Annotated in this window: 17 protein-coding genes, 1 pseudogene and 1 riboswitch; of the genes and pseudogenes, 13 read left to right on the plus strand and 5 right to left on the minus strand. The window is 55.0% G+C overall.

The features are described from left to right. Positions 1–29: 29 nt before the first annotated feature. The gene (locus ACZ1HV_RS25335; RefSeq protein ID WP_472716683.1) at positions 30–1,031 is read right to left on the minus strand and encodes a DMT family transporter; all 1,002 of its coding nucleotides are present in this window, start codon (positions 1,029–1,031) and stop codon (positions 30–32) included. A gap of 188 nt (positions 1,032–1,219) precedes the next feature. Between ACZ1HV_RS25335 and ACZ1HV_RS25340 the strand changes: the two genes are divergently transcribed. The 4 genes from ACZ1HV_RS25340 (at position 1,220) to ACZ1HV_RS25355 (ending at position 7,360) form a co-directional block, all read left to right on the plus strand. Further along, complete coding sequence (locus ACZ1HV_RS25340; protein WP_472716684.1) at positions 1,220–1,810, plus strand: VOC family protein; 591 nt, start codon at positions 1,220–1,222, stop codon at positions 1,808–1,810. A 283-nt stretch (positions 1,811–2,093) separates the two neighbouring features. After that, on the plus strand, positions 2,094–4,391 hold the full coding sequence (locus tag ACZ1HV_RS25345) for a xanthine dehydrogenase family protein molybdopterin-binding subunit (RefSeq protein WP_472716685.1): 2,298 nt from the start codon (positions 2,094–2,096) through the stop codon (positions 4,389–4,391). 248 nt (positions 4,392–4,639) lie between these two features. Beyond that, positions 4,640–5,899 (plus strand): peptide antibiotic transporter SbmA, encoded by a 1,260-nt coding sequence (gene sbmA / locus ACZ1HV_RS25350; protein WP_472716686.1) that lies wholly within the window; start codon positions 4,640–4,642, stop codon positions 5,897–5,899. Positions 5,900–6,358: 459 nt separating this feature from the next. Continuing rightward, entirely contained in the window at positions 6,359–7,360 is a 1,002-nt protein-coding gene (locus tag ACZ1HV_RS25355) for a DMT family transporter (protein WP_298959749.1), read from the plus strand. A 33-nt stretch (positions 7,361–7,393) separates the two neighbouring features. Here the strand turns inward: ACZ1HV_RS25355 and ACZ1HV_RS25360 are convergent, their stop codons facing one another. Both ACZ1HV_RS25360 and ACZ1HV_RS25365 read right to left on the minus strand, forming a co-directional pair. Next, positions 7,394–7,807: a hypothetical protein gene (locus tag ACZ1HV_RS25360; protein ID WP_472716687.1), complete on the minus strand. Its 414-nt coding sequence runs from the start codon at positions 7,805–7,807 to the stop codon at positions 7,394–7,396. 24 nt (positions 7,808–7,831) lie between these two features. Beyond that, positions 7,832–8,068: an Lrp/AsnC ligand binding domain-containing protein gene (locus ACZ1HV_RS25365; protein WP_298819352.1), complete on the minus strand. Its 237-nt coding sequence runs from the start codon at positions 8,066–8,068 to the stop codon at positions 7,832–7,834. 139 nt (positions 8,069–8,207) lie between these two features. Continuing rightward, positions 8,208–8,318, plus strand: a riboswitch (TPP riboswitch). A gap of 68 nt (positions 8,319–8,386) precedes the next feature. Here ACZ1HV_RS25365 and thiM point away from each other — a divergent pair. From thiM to ACZ1HV_RS25390, 5 genes and pseudogenes are all read left to right on the plus strand, one after another. Further along, complete coding sequence (gene thiM, locus ACZ1HV_RS25370; protein WP_472716688.1) at positions 8,387–9,160, plus strand: hydroxyethylthiazole kinase; 774 nt, start codon at positions 8,387–8,389, stop codon at positions 9,158–9,160. Between the two features lie 35 nt (positions 9,161–9,195). Next, positions 9,196–10,001 (plus strand): annotated as a pseudogene (gene thiD, locus ACZ1HV_RS25375) (bifunctional hydroxymethylpyrimidine kinase/phosphomethylpyrimidine kinase). A 1-nt stretch (position 10,002) separates the two neighbouring features. Next, entirely contained in the window at positions 10,003–10,536 is a 534-nt protein-coding gene (locus ACZ1HV_RS25380; protein ID WP_472716689.1) for a hypothetical protein, read from the plus strand. Between the two features lies 1 nt (position 10,537). After that, positions 10,538–11,113, plus strand: coding sequence for a TRAP transporter substrate-binding protein (locus ACZ1HV_RS25385; protein ID WP_472716690.1), 576 nt, complete (start codon positions 10,538–10,540; stop codon positions 11,111–11,113). A gap of 616 nt (positions 11,114–11,729) precedes the next feature. Further along, entirely contained in the window at positions 11,730–12,992 is a 1,263-nt protein-coding gene (locus tag ACZ1HV_RS25390) for an OmpP1/FadL family transporter (protein WP_298819360.1), read from the plus strand. Positions 12,993–13,055: 63 nt separating this feature from the next. Here ACZ1HV_RS25390 and ACZ1HV_RS25395 read toward each other — a convergent pair whose 3' ends face one another. Further along, entirely contained in the window at positions 13,056–13,835 is a 780-nt protein-coding gene (locus ACZ1HV_RS25395; protein WP_472716691.1) for an SDR family oxidoreductase, read from the minus strand. Between the two features lie 268 nt (positions 13,836–14,103). On the opposite strand from ACZ1HV_RS25395, the gene ACZ1HV_RS25400 reads away from it, so the two are divergent. The 4 genes from ACZ1HV_RS25400 (at position 14,104) to ACZ1HV_RS25415 (ending at position 17,098) form a co-directional block, all read left to right on the plus strand. Next, positions 14,104–14,907: a UDP-2,3-diacylglucosamine diphosphatase gene (locus ACZ1HV_RS25400; RefSeq protein WP_298959761.1), complete on the plus strand. Its 804-nt coding sequence runs from the start codon at positions 14,104–14,106 to the stop codon at positions 14,905–14,907. After that, positions 14,904–15,263: a hypothetical protein gene (locus ACZ1HV_RS25405; protein ID WP_472716692.1), complete on the plus strand. Its 360-nt coding sequence runs from the start codon at positions 14,904–14,906 to the stop codon at positions 15,261–15,263. The genes ACZ1HV_RS25400 and ACZ1HV_RS25405 overlap by 4 nt, the downstream gene beginning before the upstream one ends. A 50-nt stretch (positions 15,264–15,313) precedes the next feature. Next, on the plus strand, positions 15,314–15,952 hold the full coding sequence (locus ACZ1HV_RS25410) for a glycosyltransferase (RefSeq protein WP_472716693.1): 639 nt from the start codon (positions 15,314–15,316) through the stop codon (positions 15,950–15,952). A 120-nt stretch (positions 15,953–16,072) separates the two neighbouring features. Beyond that, positions 16,073–17,098 (plus strand): threonine ammonia-lyase, encoded by a 1,026-nt coding sequence (locus tag ACZ1HV_RS25415; protein WP_472716694.1) that lies wholly within the window; start codon positions 16,073–16,075, stop codon positions 17,096–17,098. 92 nt (positions 17,099–17,190) lie between these two features. Here the strand turns inward: ACZ1HV_RS25415 and ACZ1HV_RS25420 are convergent, their stop codons facing one another. Beyond that, positions 17,191–18,375 (minus strand): protein phosphatase CheZ, encoded by a 1,185-nt coding sequence (locus ACZ1HV_RS25420; RefSeq protein WP_472716695.1) that lies wholly within the window; start codon positions 18,373–18,375, stop codon positions 17,191–17,193. Positions 18,376–18,416 lie beyond the last annotated feature (41 nt).

The raw sequence follows: 18,416 nt of genomic DNA on the forward strand, positions 1-18,416 counted from the left end.
CGCTGTGACTTTTTGTTCAAGTCGCGGTTTCAGTTTGAATAGCCGCGCCCGTCCGAGGCGCGGGCGAGTTCCTTGCCTCTCCGGGCTTCACGGTGAACGGTGTAAATGGACGCGGCGATGATGATGCCCGCACCGATAAGCGTTTCGGTGCTCGGCCATTGGCTGAAAACAACAGCACCAAAAATGGTGGCATAAAGAAGTCTCGTGTAGTCCAGAGAAGCAATGGCAGTGGCTTCGCCAGCCTTGAACGCCTTGATATTGGCGAGTTGGGCTGCCCAGGAAATGACGCCGATCACGATGAGGATGAGCCACTGTTTCGCGGACGGCGACTGCCAGGTCAGTACTGCCGGTATGCTCATGATGAGTCCGACGCCCAGGGCCTGGTAGGTCAGAATCGTGACCGGTGCGTCAGTCCGGGTCAGGATGCGAACAACGATCATCACCATGCTCGCACCGGCTGCGCCGGCGATAGCGAGTGCAGCATAGGGATCGACAAGTGTGTCACCTCCCGGTCGCAGCATCAGCAGAACACCCAGAAATCCGATGATGGTTGCCCCCCAGCGATGCAGTCCGACGGTCTCCCCAAGCAGCCAGATCGCGAAGATCGTGACGAAAAACGTTTTGGAGAAACTGATCGCCGTCGCGTCGGCCAGAGGCAATTCGATTATCGCGGTGAAACCGCAAAGCATTGCGGTTGAAGCAAAAAGGATACGGGTCAGTTGCAGCCAGGGCCGCTGCGTTGCCAGTGAATTCGGCAATCCGGTCAGGATAGTCGGGGCCACAATGGCCAACATGACGAGCTGCCGAACCAAAAGGATCTGGAAGACACTGAGCTCCTGACCAACGAATTTGATCAGTGTGACCATGATGGAGAACAGAAAAGCCGCCAACAGAATCCAAAGTGCTCCGATCGTGTTTGAAGGCAGCCCCTCGGTCAGCTTGGCCAGCCTGGCTGCCAGTCTGTTTGTCGTGCCGGAGCGCGGCTGCCCTGCACCCTTGTCGGGCGCCGGGTCTTCTGGGGACTTATTCATATCTGGTCCTGAGCCGCATCTGCCTCAAATGGCAATAGGATGGGAGCAAGGTGCTCCAAGACGATGGGCAATTGGTTTTGTTTGCAGCAAGACTAACCAGATTTCGCCAGAAGAAAAGGCACAGGTTTGAATTCGCGGTTCAGGAGAGGGTATCTTTAGAATTCGCGAATTGGATAGGGGAGGATAACTTGCGCAAGATTCAGACACAGGGCGTGCATCACATCACGCTTGTCGGAGCGGACAGACAAACCTCCATCGACTTCTGGGAAGGTTTGCTCGGGATGCCATTTGTCTTTGAGCAACCCAATCTCGATGACCCCAATCAGAGCCATCTCTATTTCGATCCGGGTGACGGGCGCTTGATCACCATTTTTACGAACGAAGATCGAAAGCCTGATGCAGAACCCGCGCCGCAAGCAATCGGCTGTGTGCACCATCTGGCGCTTGACGTGTCTCAGGCAACATTCAGGCAGATTGCGGACAGGCTGGACGTGCGTGGAATTTCCCATAGCGGCCCGAAAGACCGCGGTTTCATGGATTCAATTTATTTTCGCGATCCGCTAGGGTTGTTGATCGAATTGGCCAGCTACCGGTTTCAACCACCTGCTGGAGTTTCCATGGGAGAAGTGATGCTCGAGGCTCACAAGCTCCGTGTTGCGCAGGGAGACTACAACATCCAGGAAAGTCATCTAGCCGACGCAATCGAGAACCTTACACGTGAAACACGCAGAAGCCTTTCTGAAGACCGGAGCGCCAAAAATCCTTACGAGAGCTCATGATCCGGTTTAAGGGCAGGTCACACGCCGACTGTTGTTTTGCCCGCATTGTTGACGGAAGCCAAAAGCTTGGTGCAAACTGCCGGAAGTAGAGCGGTCCAAAAAGGCCACTCAGAGTAGTTTTGACTAAGTCGTATTTGCAGCGCAACCAATTGGACAATAGGCTCGTGGACTGACTGTCCCTCTGGCATCTGCTGGTCGCGGGCACTATGTTCCAAGAAACAGCCACCTTCGCTGCGCGGCAAGTTCTCAGGGAAGTTCTTCCCAAAAATACAGGTCCAAATTCATGAACCAGATGGTCACTCCGAAATTCGGTGTCGGCGCTCCATTGCGTCGGAAAGAAGACGAACCGCTGATCACAGGCAAGGGGATCTACACAGGCGACTATATGCCGGACGGCTGTCTTCATGGTGTTGTCGTTCGTTCAGCGATGGCTCACGCCAAGATCAAGGTCGAGAACGCTGATGACATCCGCGAGATGGACGGTGTGCATATGGTTCTCACCGGCGCGGACGTTGCGGGAAAGTCTTTGTTGACGGCTGCTCGCATCAAGCAGCTGGATGGGACGCACTACGAAGCGCCACCTCAACCGCTTTTGTGTGAAGACACCGTTCGTTTCGTCGGCGATGCCATTGCGTTCATCGTCGCGGATGATTTGAACCTTGCCAAAAGCGCTGCAGAGATGCTCGAAATCGACTACGAACCGCTCGATGTGGTCATTGGTATTGAAAATGCGTTGGACCCGGATGCGGCAAAGGTCTGGCCAGAGCTGGGAACGAATGTCTCTTTCACGCTCGGACATGGGGACCAGGCCAAAACACAAGAAGCCTTCTCCAAAGCCCACAAGACCGTGTCGATTGAAGTGGTCAACAACCGGATTGTCGTCAACTACATGGAGCTGCGTGGCTGTGTCGCTGAATACGATACGCCGGGCAGACGTTTCAAACTGACGCTCGGCACCCAAGGTGGTCACGGAGTGCGCGATATTCTCTGCAGCACGCTCGGACTTGAGGCTAGCGAGATCCAGGTGATTACGCCTGAAGTCGGCGGCGGTTTCGGGACCAAGGCCTTCTGTTATCGCGAATACCCGCTGGCGATGATTGCTGCCAGGTCTCTAGAACGGCCGGTGCGGTGGGCAGGTGAGCGAATGGAGCATTTTGTGACCGACGCGCATGGCAGGGACAACCTGACCCATGCCGAGCTCGCGCTTGACGAGAACAACCGTATCCTGGGCCTCAATGTGCATGTGAAAGCTGCCATGGGCGCCTATCTGAACCAGTTCGGTCCGTTCATCCCCTATCTAGGTGCCTCAATGGCATCCGGGCTTTATGACATCCCAGCTGTTTTTGCGAAAATCGATGGTGTCTATATGCACACGGTGCCGACCGATGCCTATCGGGGTGCAGGACGCCCGGAAGCTGCTTATGTGCTTGAGCGCCTGATCGACAAGGCGGGCGAGGAAACAGGCCTTGGCCCGATCGAATTCCGGAAGCTCAATTTCATCCGGGCAGATCAGCTGCCTTATACAACTCAGACCGGCCGTCTTTATGACACCGGAGACTTTGCCGGCCATCTTGATAAAGCACTTGAAGTGGTGGACTGGGACGGTTTCAAAGCACGCCAGGCTGAAAGCGCTCAATTCGGCAAATACCGTGGTATAGGCATCTGTTCCTACGTCGAGGCTTGTGCCTTCGCTGGCAGCGAGGAAGCCACGCTGGAACTTGATGACAAGGGAAGCCTGACTCTCCTGATTGGGACACAAACCAACGGTCAGGGCCACGACACGGCGTACAGCCAGGTTGTTGCCGAACAGTTCGGTGTTAGCATCGAGGATGTCACTCTGATCCAGGGCGATACAGACCGTGTGCGCAAGGGCGGTGGAACCGGTGGTTCCCGATCCATTCCGATTGGGTTGCCGTCAGTGCGCGATGCCAGCGTCTCGCTGGTTAAAAAGGTCAAGGAGCTGGCTGCTGACAAACTTGAGGCCGGCATAGAAGATCTTGAACTTGAGAGCGGTGTGGTGCGCGTTGTCGGGACGGATCAGCAGGTAACTCTCGCTGAGATCGCTGCAAGCACCGGTGAGACCCTTTCCGCTCGGGAAGAGGTTGCGCAGTCGGAAAACACCTATCCGAACGGCACTCATATCTGTGAGCTTGAGATCGATCCGGAAACCGGTGACATCACCGTCGCGAACTATGTCATCGTTGACGATTTCGGTGTAACCGTGAACCCATTGCTGCTGACGGGACAGGTGCATGGCGGTGTGGTCTCGGCCATTAGCCAAGCCCTGTGCGAACACACGGTTTATGACGAAGAAGGACAACTGCTGACCGCCTCACTGCTGGACTATCAGTTGATCCGGGCTGCGGATTTGCCGGACATTCACTTTGAAACGCGCAACATTCCTTCCACCACGAATGCCATGGGTATCAAGGGCGCGGGCGAGGCCGGAACAATCGGCGGCCTGGCTGCGGTCATGAACGCCATTCAGGTGGCCCTGAAAGACGGGGCGGGCGTTGAAGAGGTTTTCGATATGCCCGCGACGCCGCTCCGGGTCTGGGACGCAATCCAGGCGGCCCGGTAAAGTTGAGTTTCGTTTGTGAGAAGAGGCATCCAAAAGATGCCTCTTTTTTTGTGCAAGCCACAACAGCGCCACACAGGAAATTGAGCGTTATTGTGTCTCCAGGGACTGCGGCAGGACGCTGCGGTGTCTATAATTGTGTGAATAGTGTTATTCAGCTTCTTGCTTGATTTCGTCGTTACCAAGCACAGTTTGACTATCCGGCGGCTCCGATCGTCACTCATTGAATTCGAACAGTCAGGAATTTACTTGTGTTTCAATCCTTCTTTCCGAAACCAAAACTGTTTTTCCTGTCTGCCGCGATATGGTCGCTTGCTGCGGTAATTGTCTGGTACGGCTTTGCCAGTGACCTTGGCCCAAGCCTGGGTCTTGGAGCGGCATCTGAAGGACCACCCCCGATTGATCTCAGATTCTTTGTGACGCCCGACTTCTTGTGGTTCTACATCTACTACGCCGTTTGCACGGTGCTTTTCGGCGGTTTCTGGTGGTATTTCGAGCGCGATCACAGATGGCATGTATGGTCCGTCTGGGGCTCTTCGCTGATCATTTTCATCACCTATTTCTCGGTCCAGGTTTCGGTGGCGATCAACAATTGGCGGCGGCCCTTCGGGGATACGCTGCAAAATGCGCTGGAGGGCGACAAGGGCGTTGTTGCCGCCGATTTTTACATGCTTATGCTGATGTTCGCGCAGATTGCAGGGTTGTCGATGGCCCTGTTTGTGATGAACAGGTTTTTCGTCAGCCACTATATCTTCCGCTGGCGAACCGCGATGAACGACTATTACGTCGCAAAGTGGGGCAATGTCCGCCACATTGAGGGCGCTTCACAGCGTATTCAGGAAGACACGATGCGCTTTGCCTCGATCATGGAAGGCCTGGGTGTTTCCATGATCGATGCCGTCATGACGCTGATTGCGTTCCTTCCTGTCCTTTTCAGCTTGTCGACTTACGTCAGCACGTTGCCTATCGTCGGCGAGATCCCTGCGCCGCTCTTCACTGCCGCTATATTGTGGTCTTTGTTCGGAACCGTTCTGCTTGCTGTGGTCGGGATCAAGCTGCCCGGGCTAGAGTTTCACAACCAAAGGGTTGAAGCCGCGTACCGGAAAGAACTGGTCTATGGTGAGGATCATGAGCACAGGGCTCAACCGCCAACCCTCACCGAGCTGTTCAGCAATGTGAGGAAGAACTACTTCCGTCTCTATTTTCACTACCTTTATTTCAACCTGGCGCGCGGGTTCTATCTGCAGGCCGACAACATGTTCACCTATTTCATTCTGGTGCCAACGATTGTCGCCGGCACGATCACGTACGGTATCGTCCAGCAGATTCTGACCGCGTTTGGGCAGGTCTCGAATTCCTTCCAGTATCTGGTGAATTCCTGGTCCACGATTATCGAACTGCTGTCCATCTACAAACGACTCAAAGGCTTTGAAGTGTCCATCGCCGAACGCGAAACGATGCCGCCTGAAGAACTCGCGAGACTGTTGTCGGAAAAAGAGGCAAAGCTTTAGGCTGCGAACACCCAAATTATTTTTTCACGTGTCAGTCAGGTCCAGATTTGCGACGAAGGGCTTCAGAACCATGTTTTTTCATGGTTCAAAGGCCGTGACACTGCAGATCAAAGACTGATTGGCAGAGGCCATTTCGAAAGTTCCGGCGATTTGAGACAAAGTTGCCGGACTGTTTTTGATCCTGTTTGCCACAATGAGGTGGGAACAGGTCGTCCTGCGCTTGTTCTCGCGCCTCCCGATGACGATTTTCAAGAGCAGCGTTGCAAATGATGCGCACAGGACAGATACTGTTTGGGCTACTCATTTAAGACCCCGCTCCAAAATGTCTTTTCAAGGCGATCCTTTACTTGATGCGGCTGAACCTTCAGTCGATGGCAGTTTCTGTTCAACGTCACGTGATTTCCAATCCGGTGCATCACGGGCAAGACGTATTCATTGCGCCGGTTCCTGGAATTCCACATGACGCTAGCAAGCGTGAAAACCCGATTGAAAAGGCAGCCCGCTCCGACAGGAATGACGCGACACGCGCCCATGCTCGGTATTTCGCTGAAACTTGCTTCGACAATCGCCTTCTTCGTCATGGCAACGGCTCTGAAGATTGCAGCTGAAACAGTACCAATTGGTCAGCTTGTTTTCGCGCGAAACTTTTTCGGCCTTTTTCCGGTTCTATTGATGGTTGCCTTTCGGGGTGAACTTGGACTTGCCTTTGAAACACAGAATCCGAAAGGCCATCTGACGCGCGCAGCCGTCGGACTTTCAGCGATGGTCTGCGGTTTTACCGCGCTCTATCTGCTGCCGTTGCCGGATGCGACCGCGATCGGTTTTGCCACGCCCCTGATCGTGGTTGTCCTCGCGTTCTTTCTGCTTGGCGAACAGGTCCGCATCTATCGCTGGAGCGCAGTCGGCGTTGGCTTTCTCGGCATTCTTGTCGTCTTGTCACCCCACCTTGGTGAAGGGCAGCTCGACAATGCCTCTGCTCTGGGCGCGCTGATCGGTGTCACGGGCGCGGGTTTTGCCGCGCTGGCCATGATCACTGTACGCAAGCTGTGCGAGACAGAACGCACGTCAACCATTGTGACCTGGTTTGCCGGTGCAGCCACCCTGCTGTCCCTTCTGACCTTTCCGCTGGGGTTGTTTGCGCCGGGTCAGGCCTGGGTGTGGCCGGATGCATCTACTGCGGGTCTGCTGGTTCTGATCGGGCTCGCGGGTGGTGTCGGACAGATCTTTCTGACGCAAAGCTATCGCTATGCGGAAGCCTCAACCATTGCACCATTCGATTACGTCAACATGCTGTGGGCGATTATCGTCGGTTGGCTGATTTTTTCCGAAGTGCCGGTCACCGAAGTGGTGCTCGGCGCGATGATCGTCATTGCCGCCGGTATTTTCGTGATCTACCGCGAGCACAGGCTTGGCCTCGACAGAACCAAGGCACGACGAGCGTCCTCACCGTCGAAGTCTTGATCCAGGGATCAGGCTTTTACCAACCACTGCCGATTACTGCGGTTTGTAGGGGTAGGTTTCGACCGCGCTTTTGGTTCCGTCCGGAAAGACAAGCTGAACGCTGATGGATTGAACCGATCCGTCCGGCAATTCCAGGTATGGCTTGTCTTTCAAGACCGCGTTTGGATTGTCCGGATCACACTCATCCAGTTCCCAGACTTCTTCCAGCGGTCCTCCGTTCAGGCCGAAGAAGACATAGTCGATGCCACATTTCCAGGCTTCAAGATGGGTGAAATAAATAAGGTCCTGGCCTTCCCAATCCCGGAAAGCCACCCAGCTAGTCTTGGTAACGCCAAGAATTTGTTTGATCTGTTCCGGCGGCATGCCTTGTGCCTTGGCCGGCAAACCTGCGGCAAGCGGCAGAGTGCAGAGGGCTGCGGAGAACAGGGCTGATTTCATCATGCGCATTTGTCGGCTCCTGCTTGCGGCGCTTTAAAAGGCTTTGAACGTAATGATTGTTTTGGTGTCCTGAATGCCATCGATCGGATGGACCTTTTCATTGACGAAATGGCCGATGTCCGCATCGCTTTCGACATAGAACTTGATCAGCAGATCATAGTCGCCACTGGTGGAATAGACTTCTGACGCGATTTCCGCATCTGCGATAGCGCTGGCAACCTGATAGGTCTTGCCCAGTTGGCATTTGATCATCACGAAAAACGGGGTCATGCGGAGCTCCGGACGTTTGGCGCGTTGGAAAAGACTGCTCTCAAGGACATCGCGCATCTCCCCGCCGCAGTCAATTGCAGATCCCGACAAGCCTTTGGGCAGGTACTTGCAATCCGCCGTCAGCCTTGTTAGCAGTGCAAGCATCTCATGGGGGTGCCCGGCCATTGTGGCGCGGGCTGAGAGGCGACTTGCCAACTCCTTGAACCTGATCCGGCTGATACCGGCGGAGGGATTTGAGATGACGATGTGTCTGGCAACAGCCCTGTTCAATCTCGCAGAGTTTTGCAGTCTGAAACCAACGATGTCCGGGAGGAGCACATGAGCCTCTCCATCGCGGCTTCAACACAAGATCTCCAGCCCGAGACGGTTTTCGAACTTCTGCAACGTGTGCGCAAACGTGAACCGCGCGTACACGCAATAACCAATGCTGTTGCACAGGGCTTTACTGCCAATGTGCTGCTCGCGCTCGGTGCCATTCCTTCGATGACCATTGCTCCCCAGGAGGTTGCCAGCTTTGCTGCCGGTGCAGATGCGCTTCTGGTCAACCTTGGTACGCTGGACGAAACCCGCCGGGCGGCAATTCCCTTGGCTGTTGCCGCTGCACGCGACAATGAACACCCCGTTCTGATCGATCCGGTTTTTGTGAACCTTTCATCAGTGCGATGTGCGTTCGCCAAGGAACTTTTGGTCTGTCAGCCGGATCTTGTTCGCCTGAACGAGGCTGAACAGAGCGCGCTTTTTCAGGAGCGGGCAGATGCCGAGGCGCTGATTGCAAAGGGAACTGTTCTTGCCGTGACCGGGGAAAGGGACAAGATCGAAAGCCGAGAGAGAGATTTTCATCTTCTCAACGGCGATCCCCTGATGGCGCGGGTGACGGCAACCGGGTGTGCCGGAGGCGCGGTCCTGGCGGCATTTGCAAGTGTTGAAAAGGATACCGCGCTGGCAGCGGCTGCCGGTCTGTCGGTGTTCAACATTGCGGGTGAAGTTGCTGCCGGTCAGGCTGCTGGTCCGGGAACGTTTGTGCCTGAACTGCTCGACGCACTTTACAACCTCAGCCTCAGCGATATCGAAGCCAGGCTCCGCAGCGCTTAAGAACCAAGATTTTCTGATTTTCGAAGGAGGACACCATGACCGCGATTGCGGTGACGATTGCAGGCTCTGATTCCGGCGGCGGCGCCGGCATTCAAGCTGATCTGAAATCCTTTTCGGCAAACGGTGTTTACGGTGCCAGCGTCTTAACGGCGTTGACTGCGCAAAACACCCTTGGTGTGAGCGCCATTCACGATATTCCACCCGAATTTGTGCGCGCCCAGATGGATGCCGTCTATTCCGACTTGAAAGTTGGGGCAACCAAAATTGGCATGCTTTCACAGGTTCTGATCATAGAAGCCGTTGCTGAGGGGCTTAATGCCCACAAAACCGGGCCGGTTGTCCTTGATCCGGTAATGGTTGCCGCCTCCGGCGACCCTCTGCTTCAAGCCAGCGCAGTCTCCAGTTTGATCGAGGTCCTTGTGCCCCTGGCCGAGGTGATTACGCCCAATCTTCATGAAGCGGCCAGAATGCTTGAGACAGGTGTCGCCGAGACAGAAGCGCAAATGCAGGAACAGGCTGAAAGTCTTCTCCAACTTGGGGCGCGCTCTGTTCTCCTGAAAGGGGGCATGGAACCGGTCAGGAGAGTGCAGATCTTTTCCTGACGGCGAACGGGTCAGCGCTCTGGCTACGCGAAACACGCATTGCCACGAACAATACCCACGGTACCGGTTGTACGCTGTCATCTGCGATTGCGGCAGGGCTTGCCAAAGGGCAGGGGCTTGAAGCCTCGGTCAGATCAGCAAAGACCTACATTCAGGCAGCAATTTTGGCTGCCGATACGCTCGACATAGGCCAGGGACACGGGCCGGTTCACCACTATCATTCCCTTTGGAGCAAATGAGATGACGGATACGAAATCGTTAGAAAGACGTCTCATCAACCGCCGGTCCATTTTGGCGACATCTGCCCTTTCCGGCGCATCCGTCCTCGCTGCGCCGGCAATCGCAGACGATATGGCTCCCATCGAATGGAAGATGGTGACCTCCTGGCCCAAAAATTTGCCCGGCCCAGGTGTGAGTGCGCAGCGGATAAGCGATCAGGTTGCGGCCATGTCCAACGGCCGGTTTAAGATCCGGCTCTATGCAGCAGGCGAATTGGTCCCTGCCCTTGGGGTGTTCGATGCGGTGTCGGCCGGAACGGCGGAAATGGCCCATACGGCGTCGTTCTTTTGGCAGGGCAAGATACCGGCTTCGGTTTTTTTCACAGCCATCCCCTTTGGACTGTTGCCTTATGAGCATATCTCGTGGATCGAACGTGGTGGTGGGCAAGCACTTTGGGACGAGCTTTATGCCCCGTTCGGTTTGAAACCTGTCATGGCGGGCAATACGGGCGTCCAGATGGGGGTGGTACAAAAAGAAGCTTCAAGGGCTCGATGACTTGAAGGGGCTGAAAATCCGCATGCCGGGTCTCGGCGGTGAAGTCATGCGACGCCTCGGGGCGACGCCTGTTGGATTGCCACCAGGCGAACTCTTTCAGGCACTTCAATCCGGTGTTCTCGATGCCACCGAGTTTCTCGGTCCCTGGTCCGATCGCGCGATGGGATTTCAGAAAGTCGCCAAGTCCTACTATTCGCCCGGCTTTCATGAACCCAACGGGACCGGCGAAGCCCTTTTCAATCAGGATGCATTTGATCGGTTGCCGAAAGACCTCCAGAGTATCTTGACAGAGGCATGCCGCGCGGAGAACGGACGGGCGCTTGCTGAAAGTGATTGGGAAAACGCGGGCTCGCTGCAGCTGCTTCAAGAAGAAGACGGTGTCAGTGTGTTGCCATACCCAGATGATGTTCTGAGTGCTCTGAAAGAGACCGCGGGCATTGTCCTGGCAGAGTTTGCGGAGAAAGACCCCTTGGCGAAGCGGATATTCGAAAGCCACCAGTCCGCGAAACGCAGACTAGGTCCCTGGAGCAGTGTCGCGATGCGAAGCTTCATGACAGCCAGAGACGACAGCGTGTAAAGCGATATCCGGCAAGGCCGTACCCTCCCGGTATGGCCTGTCGGTCTCGCAACCGCATCTGAGGCAAAGAGCACCAACAACCATATTGACGAATAGGGCGATGACACACGGAGGTTGTGCCGTCGAAGTCAGTGGTTTCTTTTAAAAATCGATCTGATTTCGAGGCGAATTCAACTCCTTGGAGACAAATTGGAACCTTGGAACAGGCGATAATCTTCCAAAGTGCGTTTCAATGGATTGTGCAAATTACCAGTGTTTCTGCGGAAATATGTCCAGCAAGGGCGGCATATTCCCCTAGGGTACGTGTGGCAAAGCCGCAACGTCCACAGGTTAATTGACGTTATCGGAAGGTCTTCTCGTGACTGCCTGTTTTTTGTGCAATCGTGTGAAAGTGTGTCGCCAACATGACAAACAGTCTCGGAAGAGAACCTTTCGTCAGTGTTATGATCCAACCCAAGAGAATAACCTGTCTGATTGAGGCTTATTTCGCGCTGCAGCATAGTTTTTCTTAAAGCTGATTGAGTTTTTAAACGTGTTGAATCGACCTTCGTTCTCCGGGAAACCTGTCTAGAGATGTCACGAAACATCCTTGGGCATGAGGACGGGAGAAAACGCAATGCCGTGGGCAGACAAAAGAACACTACTACTTACAACCTCTGCAATTATTCTATCTGTAGTTGCGACCAGTGCGCATGCAGGCGGCTTTGCTCTTAGAGAGCAAAGTTCCTACTATCAGGGGCTGTCATTTGCAGGCTACGGGACCTCGGGCGGTGGTATATCCTCCATGTACTGGAACCCGGCATCGCTTATAGGTGCGCAACAGGGGCTGACTGTTGAGGCGCACAATTCGGGGCTTTTTCCGGTATCAGATATCAATGGAACGCTCAGCGGGGGAGCGCTTGGAACATCCTCTATCGGAAGCGGTGACATCGCGTCCGATGCGTTTATTCCCGCGTCCTATGCCGCTTATCGATTGAACGATCAGTTGATCTTCGGTGTCGGCGTCAATGCGCCCTTTGGTTTGTCTACCAAACCGGAGCAGAACTGGGCGGCACAGTTCTATTCAAGATCGTCGTCCGTTTTCTCGTTGAACGTAAACCCGGCGGTGGCTCTCCAGATCAATGAGATGTTCTCTTTGGCCGTTGGTATTCAGGTTCAATACCTGGATGTCTCGCTGAAGTCGGCAGACGCGACCTCTGGAGCAGGGTTTCCGCGTTCGAACGAAATCTCGGGCAGCAGCATTGGCTACGGTGTTACGGCCGGCCTGACAGTACGCCCCATGAAAGGTACGGAAATCGGTGTCGGTTATCGTTCCGGCGTCGGCCATGATCTTGATGGTGACCTGTTCGTAGGCGGCGTGACCCGGGCCATCGGCCTTGGCGTAGTAACACCCGACATGGTCAACGTTTCAGCCCGGCAGCAGATCACTGACAAAATTCGTGTATTGGGAACAGTTGAGTGGACAAACTGGAGCCGGCTGAAATCGCCGCGTGCAATTTCCGATGCGACCGGCGCAGCACTGACCACGCTTCATTTCAACTATGATGACGGCTGGTTCTTTTCGCTCGGCGGTGAGTACGACTACAACGAAAAGCTGACTTTCCGCGCTGGTCTTGGCTACGAAATCTCACCGATCGACGAGGATATCCGGTCAACACGTTTGCCAGACAACAATCGCTGGTGGCTCTCAGCAGGTGCGAGCTACAATTTCAACAAGCACTTGTCTTTTGATTTGGGGTACACGCACATCATTCCAGAATCGACGAAAATCAACATCGATTCCAATCACCAGGACTTTAACGCCGCCTTCGGCACCTACACCGCCGACGTCGACAGCCACGTGAACATCATCTCCGCGTCAATGCGCTACAAATTCTGATCAAGTTAAAGTGGAATGCAAAAGGCCGGGGAAGACCCCGGCCTTTTTTATCGGAACGGTCTGTTAAAACGCTGCCGGATAAAGGCCTCCGTCGATCAGCAGGTTCTGTCCGGTGATGTAACCGGCGTATTGCGAGCACAAGAACGCACAGGCTTGACCGAACTCTTCCGCGTTGCCAAATCGTCCTATCGGGATACCTGCGGCTTGTTCTTCGCGGATCGTTGCGACGCTTTTGCCGGACTGCTTTGCAGAAAGTTCAAAGCCGCCTTTCAGACGGTCTGTGTCCATCTTGCCCGGCAGGATGTTGTTCACGGTAACGCCGTGGGGCGCCAGTTGGCGGCTTACACCGGCCAGAAAGGCTGTGAGGCCTGCCCGAGCTCCGCTGGATAGATCCAGACCTTCAATCGGCATCTTGACCGAAAGAGACGTGATGTTGACGATCCTCCCGAAACCGCGCTCCTTCATTGAAGGCACTACGGCCTGGATCAATTCGATTGGCGTGACGAAATTCTGGACAGTGCCTTCGAGCAGCGCTTCACGTGTGAGCTCGGTGTAATCCCGGCGAGGAGGGCCACCGTTGTTGTTGATCAGGATGTCTGGGGCAGCGCAGGCCGCAAGCAGAGCATTCTGGCCTTCGCGGGTTGAGACGTCAGCGGCAACGCTTTGGACATTCACATCAAAGCGTTCCTGAATGGCGGCTTTGGTTGTCGCAAGTGCGGTTTCGTCGCGCCCGTTCAAAACAATGTCGCACCCTGCTTCCGCCAAGGCTTCCGCACACCCTCGACCCAGACCTCGGCTGGATGCACAGATGATGGCCTTTTTACCCTTTAGACCCAAGTTCATTTTTTGTCTCCTCTGTGGGAAATCGTGTTGCCCCTTTTGGCTGCCAACGAATGCGCCGTCAATCCGGTAGCTGAAACAGCCAAGTGCGCGCAGGGGAATGGTGTAACGTTTGGGTGTTCAAGACGGATAGCGGTGCGTTCGGCGAGCTGATCCAGTGTTAATCATAAACGTTGGAAATCGAAACCACGGCAGTACCCCAAGCTTTTTGTCATAATAGTGATACCTGAATCGCGTCTAAAGCGCTCCAAAAGGAATTTGGAGAAATGCCATGTCTGCATCGGAGGCATCGCGCCACTACAGGGCTCTGTTCATATCGGATGTTCACCTGGGCACCCGCGGTTGCCAAGCTGAACTGCTGCTAGACTTTCTGAAGGAAAATGACGCCGAGACGGTCTATCTCGTTGGAGATATTGTCGACGGCTGGCGGCTGAAGCGCTCCTGGTACTGGCCACAGTTCCACAATGATGTGGTTCAGAAAATTCTTCGCAAAGGCCGAAAGGGCGCACGCGTTCTTTATATTCCCGGAAATCATGACGAGTTTTTGAGAAATTTTCTGGGAACCCATTTTGGTGGTGTCGAGGTGGCGGACAGCATCGTGCATGAAGCGGCCAACGGGAAACGGTATCTGGTTATCCACGGAGACCAGTTCGATGTTGTGATCAGGCACGCCAAATGGCTCGCATTCTTCGGTGACAAGGCCTATGTGACTGCGCTCAACGTGAACACCTGGCTTAATCTGGTGCGCCGCCGCCTGGGCCTGACATACTGGTCACTCTCGGCCTGGGCGAAGCTGAAAGTCAAAAATGCGGTAAGCTTCATTGGCCGGTTCGAGGAAGCCCTTTCTGAAGAAGCGCGGCGCCAGGGTGTTGATGGTGTCATCTGCGGACACATTCACCATGCCGCAGACCGTGATATGAACGGAATTCACTATATCAACACCGGTGACTGGGTGGAGAGCTGCACTGCGGTTGCTGAGCACCACGATGGTACGTTTGAGGTGATACGATGGGTGAACAGCGCCCGGATGGGAGCCGTGCCGGTGGAGACGAAGGAAGCTTCGGTCGCCGCATGAGTTCCATTCTGATTGTGACGGATGCCTGGCATCCGCAAATAAACGGTGTTGTTAGATCCCTGGAGCGAACCGCTGAGGAGCTGGAAGCTATCGGCGTTCGCGTTGAAGTCCTGTCGCCCCAGGCCTTTCTGACGCTGCCATGCCCCACCTATCCCGAGATACGCCTGTCCCTGGCGCACCGGGGCATGGTTCGCCGCAAAATCGAGGAATACAACTGCGAGCATCTGCATATCGCAACTGAAGGACCGCTCGGTGTGCTTGCTGCAAGCGTTGCCAAAAAAACGGTCAACCCTTCACGACGAGCTACCACACACGGTTTCCGGAATATGTCTCCGCTCGTCTGCCCGTTCCGCTGAACTGGTCTTATGGCTGGCTTCGTCGGTTCCATAACTCCGGCTGCGGCTGCATGGTTGCAACCCGGTCTCTTGAACAGGATCTCCGCGAGCGCGGGTTCAAGAACCTTATGCGCTGGTCCCGCGGCGTCGATGAGCAGCTCTTCAAGCCATATGAAGGTTCTGTTCTGCCTGCCGACTTGCCAAGACCTGTCTTTATGTATGTCGGGCGTGTCGCGGTTGAAAAGAACATCGAGGCGTTCCTGAATCTCAAGCTGAAGGGCTCCAAAGTTGTCGTTGGCGGCGGCCCTCAACTTGAAGTGCTGCGCCGCCAATATGCCGACGTCCACTTCACAGGCGCAATGGTTGGAGAAGTGCTTGCCCGGCACTATTCCGATGGCGATGTTTTTGTATTCCCTTCGCTCACCGATACGTTCGGCAATGTCATGCTGGAGGCACTTGCCTGCGGCGTACCGGTCGCGGCATTTCCAGTGATGGGACCTCTGGATGTCATTGGTGATACCGGTGCGGGTGTTCTGTCTGAAAATCTGCAGGAAGCAGCTGAAGCAGCGCTTGATATTCCCCGCGAACACTGCCGCAGGATTGCAATGAATTACACCTGGGCTGCAAGTGCGCGCCAGTTTCTGGACAATTGCATAAGGGCACGTGACCTTCACAATACCCAATTTGCCGAAGCGAACGCTGCTGAATGAAACCAGGAGGTGTTTGGTGTTTCTTCAGGGCGCGGTTGTTCATTTGTTGCTGGCTTGTTGAATTTGAACCGATTTCTCACTAGTCATCGGACTTCCCTACAGCGATTGAGGTGAGCGCCGATGAACGAGACTGATGCCACGCCTTCCTACGGTGAATTGGCCGCCTATTCCGGAAAAGCCATATCTTTTGCAGACATAGAAGCAGCAGCTGAGCGGATTCGTGAAGAAGCGCTGCTGACACCTGTGCTTCGCCACCCGTTGCTTGATGAACTTACCGGGGCGACCGTTCTGATCAAGCCGGAAAACCTGCAGAGGAGCGGGTCGTTCAAATTTCGTGGTGCTTTCAACCGCCTCAGTCTCATTCCTGAAAACGACAGGCAAAAAGGCGTCGTTGCGTGTTCATCGGGCAATCACGCGCAAGGCGTTGCCGCCAGCGCCCGTTTGCTTGGGATGCCGGCAACGATTGTCATGCCGCAGAACGCCCCTGCGATTAAACTGGCGCGCACGCGCGAGTTTGGCGCTGAGGTCGTGACTTACGATCGTGAGAATGAAGACCGCGATGCCATCGCAGCGAGAATCGGTGCGGAAACCGGGGCGACCTTCGTGCACCCCTATAACGACCCTGCGGTCATTGCGGGGCAAGGAACCGTAGGCTTGGAATTGGCTGCCCAGGCTACCGCCTTGGGATTGCAACTGGATGATGTTCTGGCCTGCACAGGCGGCGGAGGCCTATCAAGCGGTATCGCGCTTGCACTTTCACACAAGGCGCCATCTGCCACATTTCACACGGTCGAGCCGGAACTGTTCGATGACTATCAGCGTTCGCTGGAAGCTGGTGTGCTTCTGTCGAACAGCCGGAAAACCGGTTCGGTCTGTGATGCCTTGCTTTCCGAGAGCCCGGGGGAGGTCGGCTTTTCAATCCTTCGTCAATTGGCCGGCAAGGGCGTCACCGTCTCGGATGACGAAGTTCTGGATGCCGTCGCATTTGCTTTCAGGGAGTTGAAGCTTGTTGTAGAACCTGGCGGTGCAGCAGCGCTGGCTGCGGTTCTCACCGGCAAACTTCCGCTTCGCGGCAAGGTCGTTGGGCTTGTCCTGACTGGCGGGAACATTGACATCGACATGCTGTTGAAGGCGAGTTCGCGTTGACACTCCAAAAAGCGGGCTGGACCTCAGGGTAAGACAAATACAAAAAAGGCGCTGCACAATATGCAGCGCCTTTTCTTCACCCAAACGTTGGATCAGTTGAAGAGTGCCTGACGCTCGGCTTCTGACAACTGTCCCAGAGGATCATCGCCTTCGGCTTCGGTCGTTTCAGCCGTTAATTCCCACTCTGCGTCAGCTTCCGCTTCTGCTTCCGCATTAACGTCAGACAGGACTGCAACGTCGGCTTCTTCGCTCTCGCCGACTTCGTTGTCGAACAACTTTTCAATAGCTGCTTCGTCCAACATGGCGTCAGGGTCCGCGCTTTCAAGTTCAGCTTCTTCGACGATTTCCGGTTCGTCTGCCTCGGCCGAACCAGCTGAAGCGAACATGTCATCTATTGCGGCGGCATCCATTGGTTCAGCGCCACCGGCCATGATCGCATCAACGTCGGATTCACTGGCCATAATGGCGTCGACGTCTGCTTCGCTTGCCGGTGTTGCAGCCGGTTCCGCTGCAGGTGCTTCGGCACTGTTTTCTTTCAACGCCGCATCGAAGACATCATCGCTTGCAGACATCAGTTCATCGACGTTGTTTTGGGAAACGCCTGTGCCTGCGCGTTGCGGTCCGTTCAGAAGATGCGCATCCGGGCGCGAGTCGACAGGGCCGGCGAGCGCATCTGGCTGAACATCTTCGATGCCCCAGATGTTGATCATCAGATTAATGCGGCTCTCCAGGTAGCGCAGTACCTGAACAACCTTGTTGGTCCGCTGACCGGTCAGGTCCTGGAAGGAGCATGCCATGAAGATTTCGGTCGCTTTTGCGTCGATATCGTCGCAAGTGGCATCATCGGCACCGTTTTCGCGAAGAACCCAGGCCTTTTCCTGGATTTGTTCCGCTGCCTCGAGGATCGACTGGGTCGCGCCTTCTGTCTGCGTGACGATCGCGTCCAGTTCGTGAGAGGCATCGACAAAACGGTTGCTGTCGTCCTCTTCCTGCTTGATATTAGCGATCTCCGACTTCGTTCGTTCGATGGCCTCATGCATGTCTGCGATGTCGAGGCGAATCTTGTCGAGGTCGGGCACCTTGCGCTGTCGTGTCACGACTTTCTCAAGTCGCTGGATTGCGCCAAGGATCTCCGTTGTCTCCGGGGTCTTTTGCCGTTTGAGGAATTCCGTCAGGAACCGACGCCCGCGGTCGGATTCCATCAGGGTTTGCTCAAGAGTCTGATATTCAGCGTCGCTGATCAGCTCTGTTTGTTCCTGTTTTGCTTCCGCTTTCATGTGGACGCGAATCTCAACTTGCCTAAGGGTCGTTGGTTGCC

Source organism: Roseibium sp. JB4-4 (genome assembly GCF_055693425.1).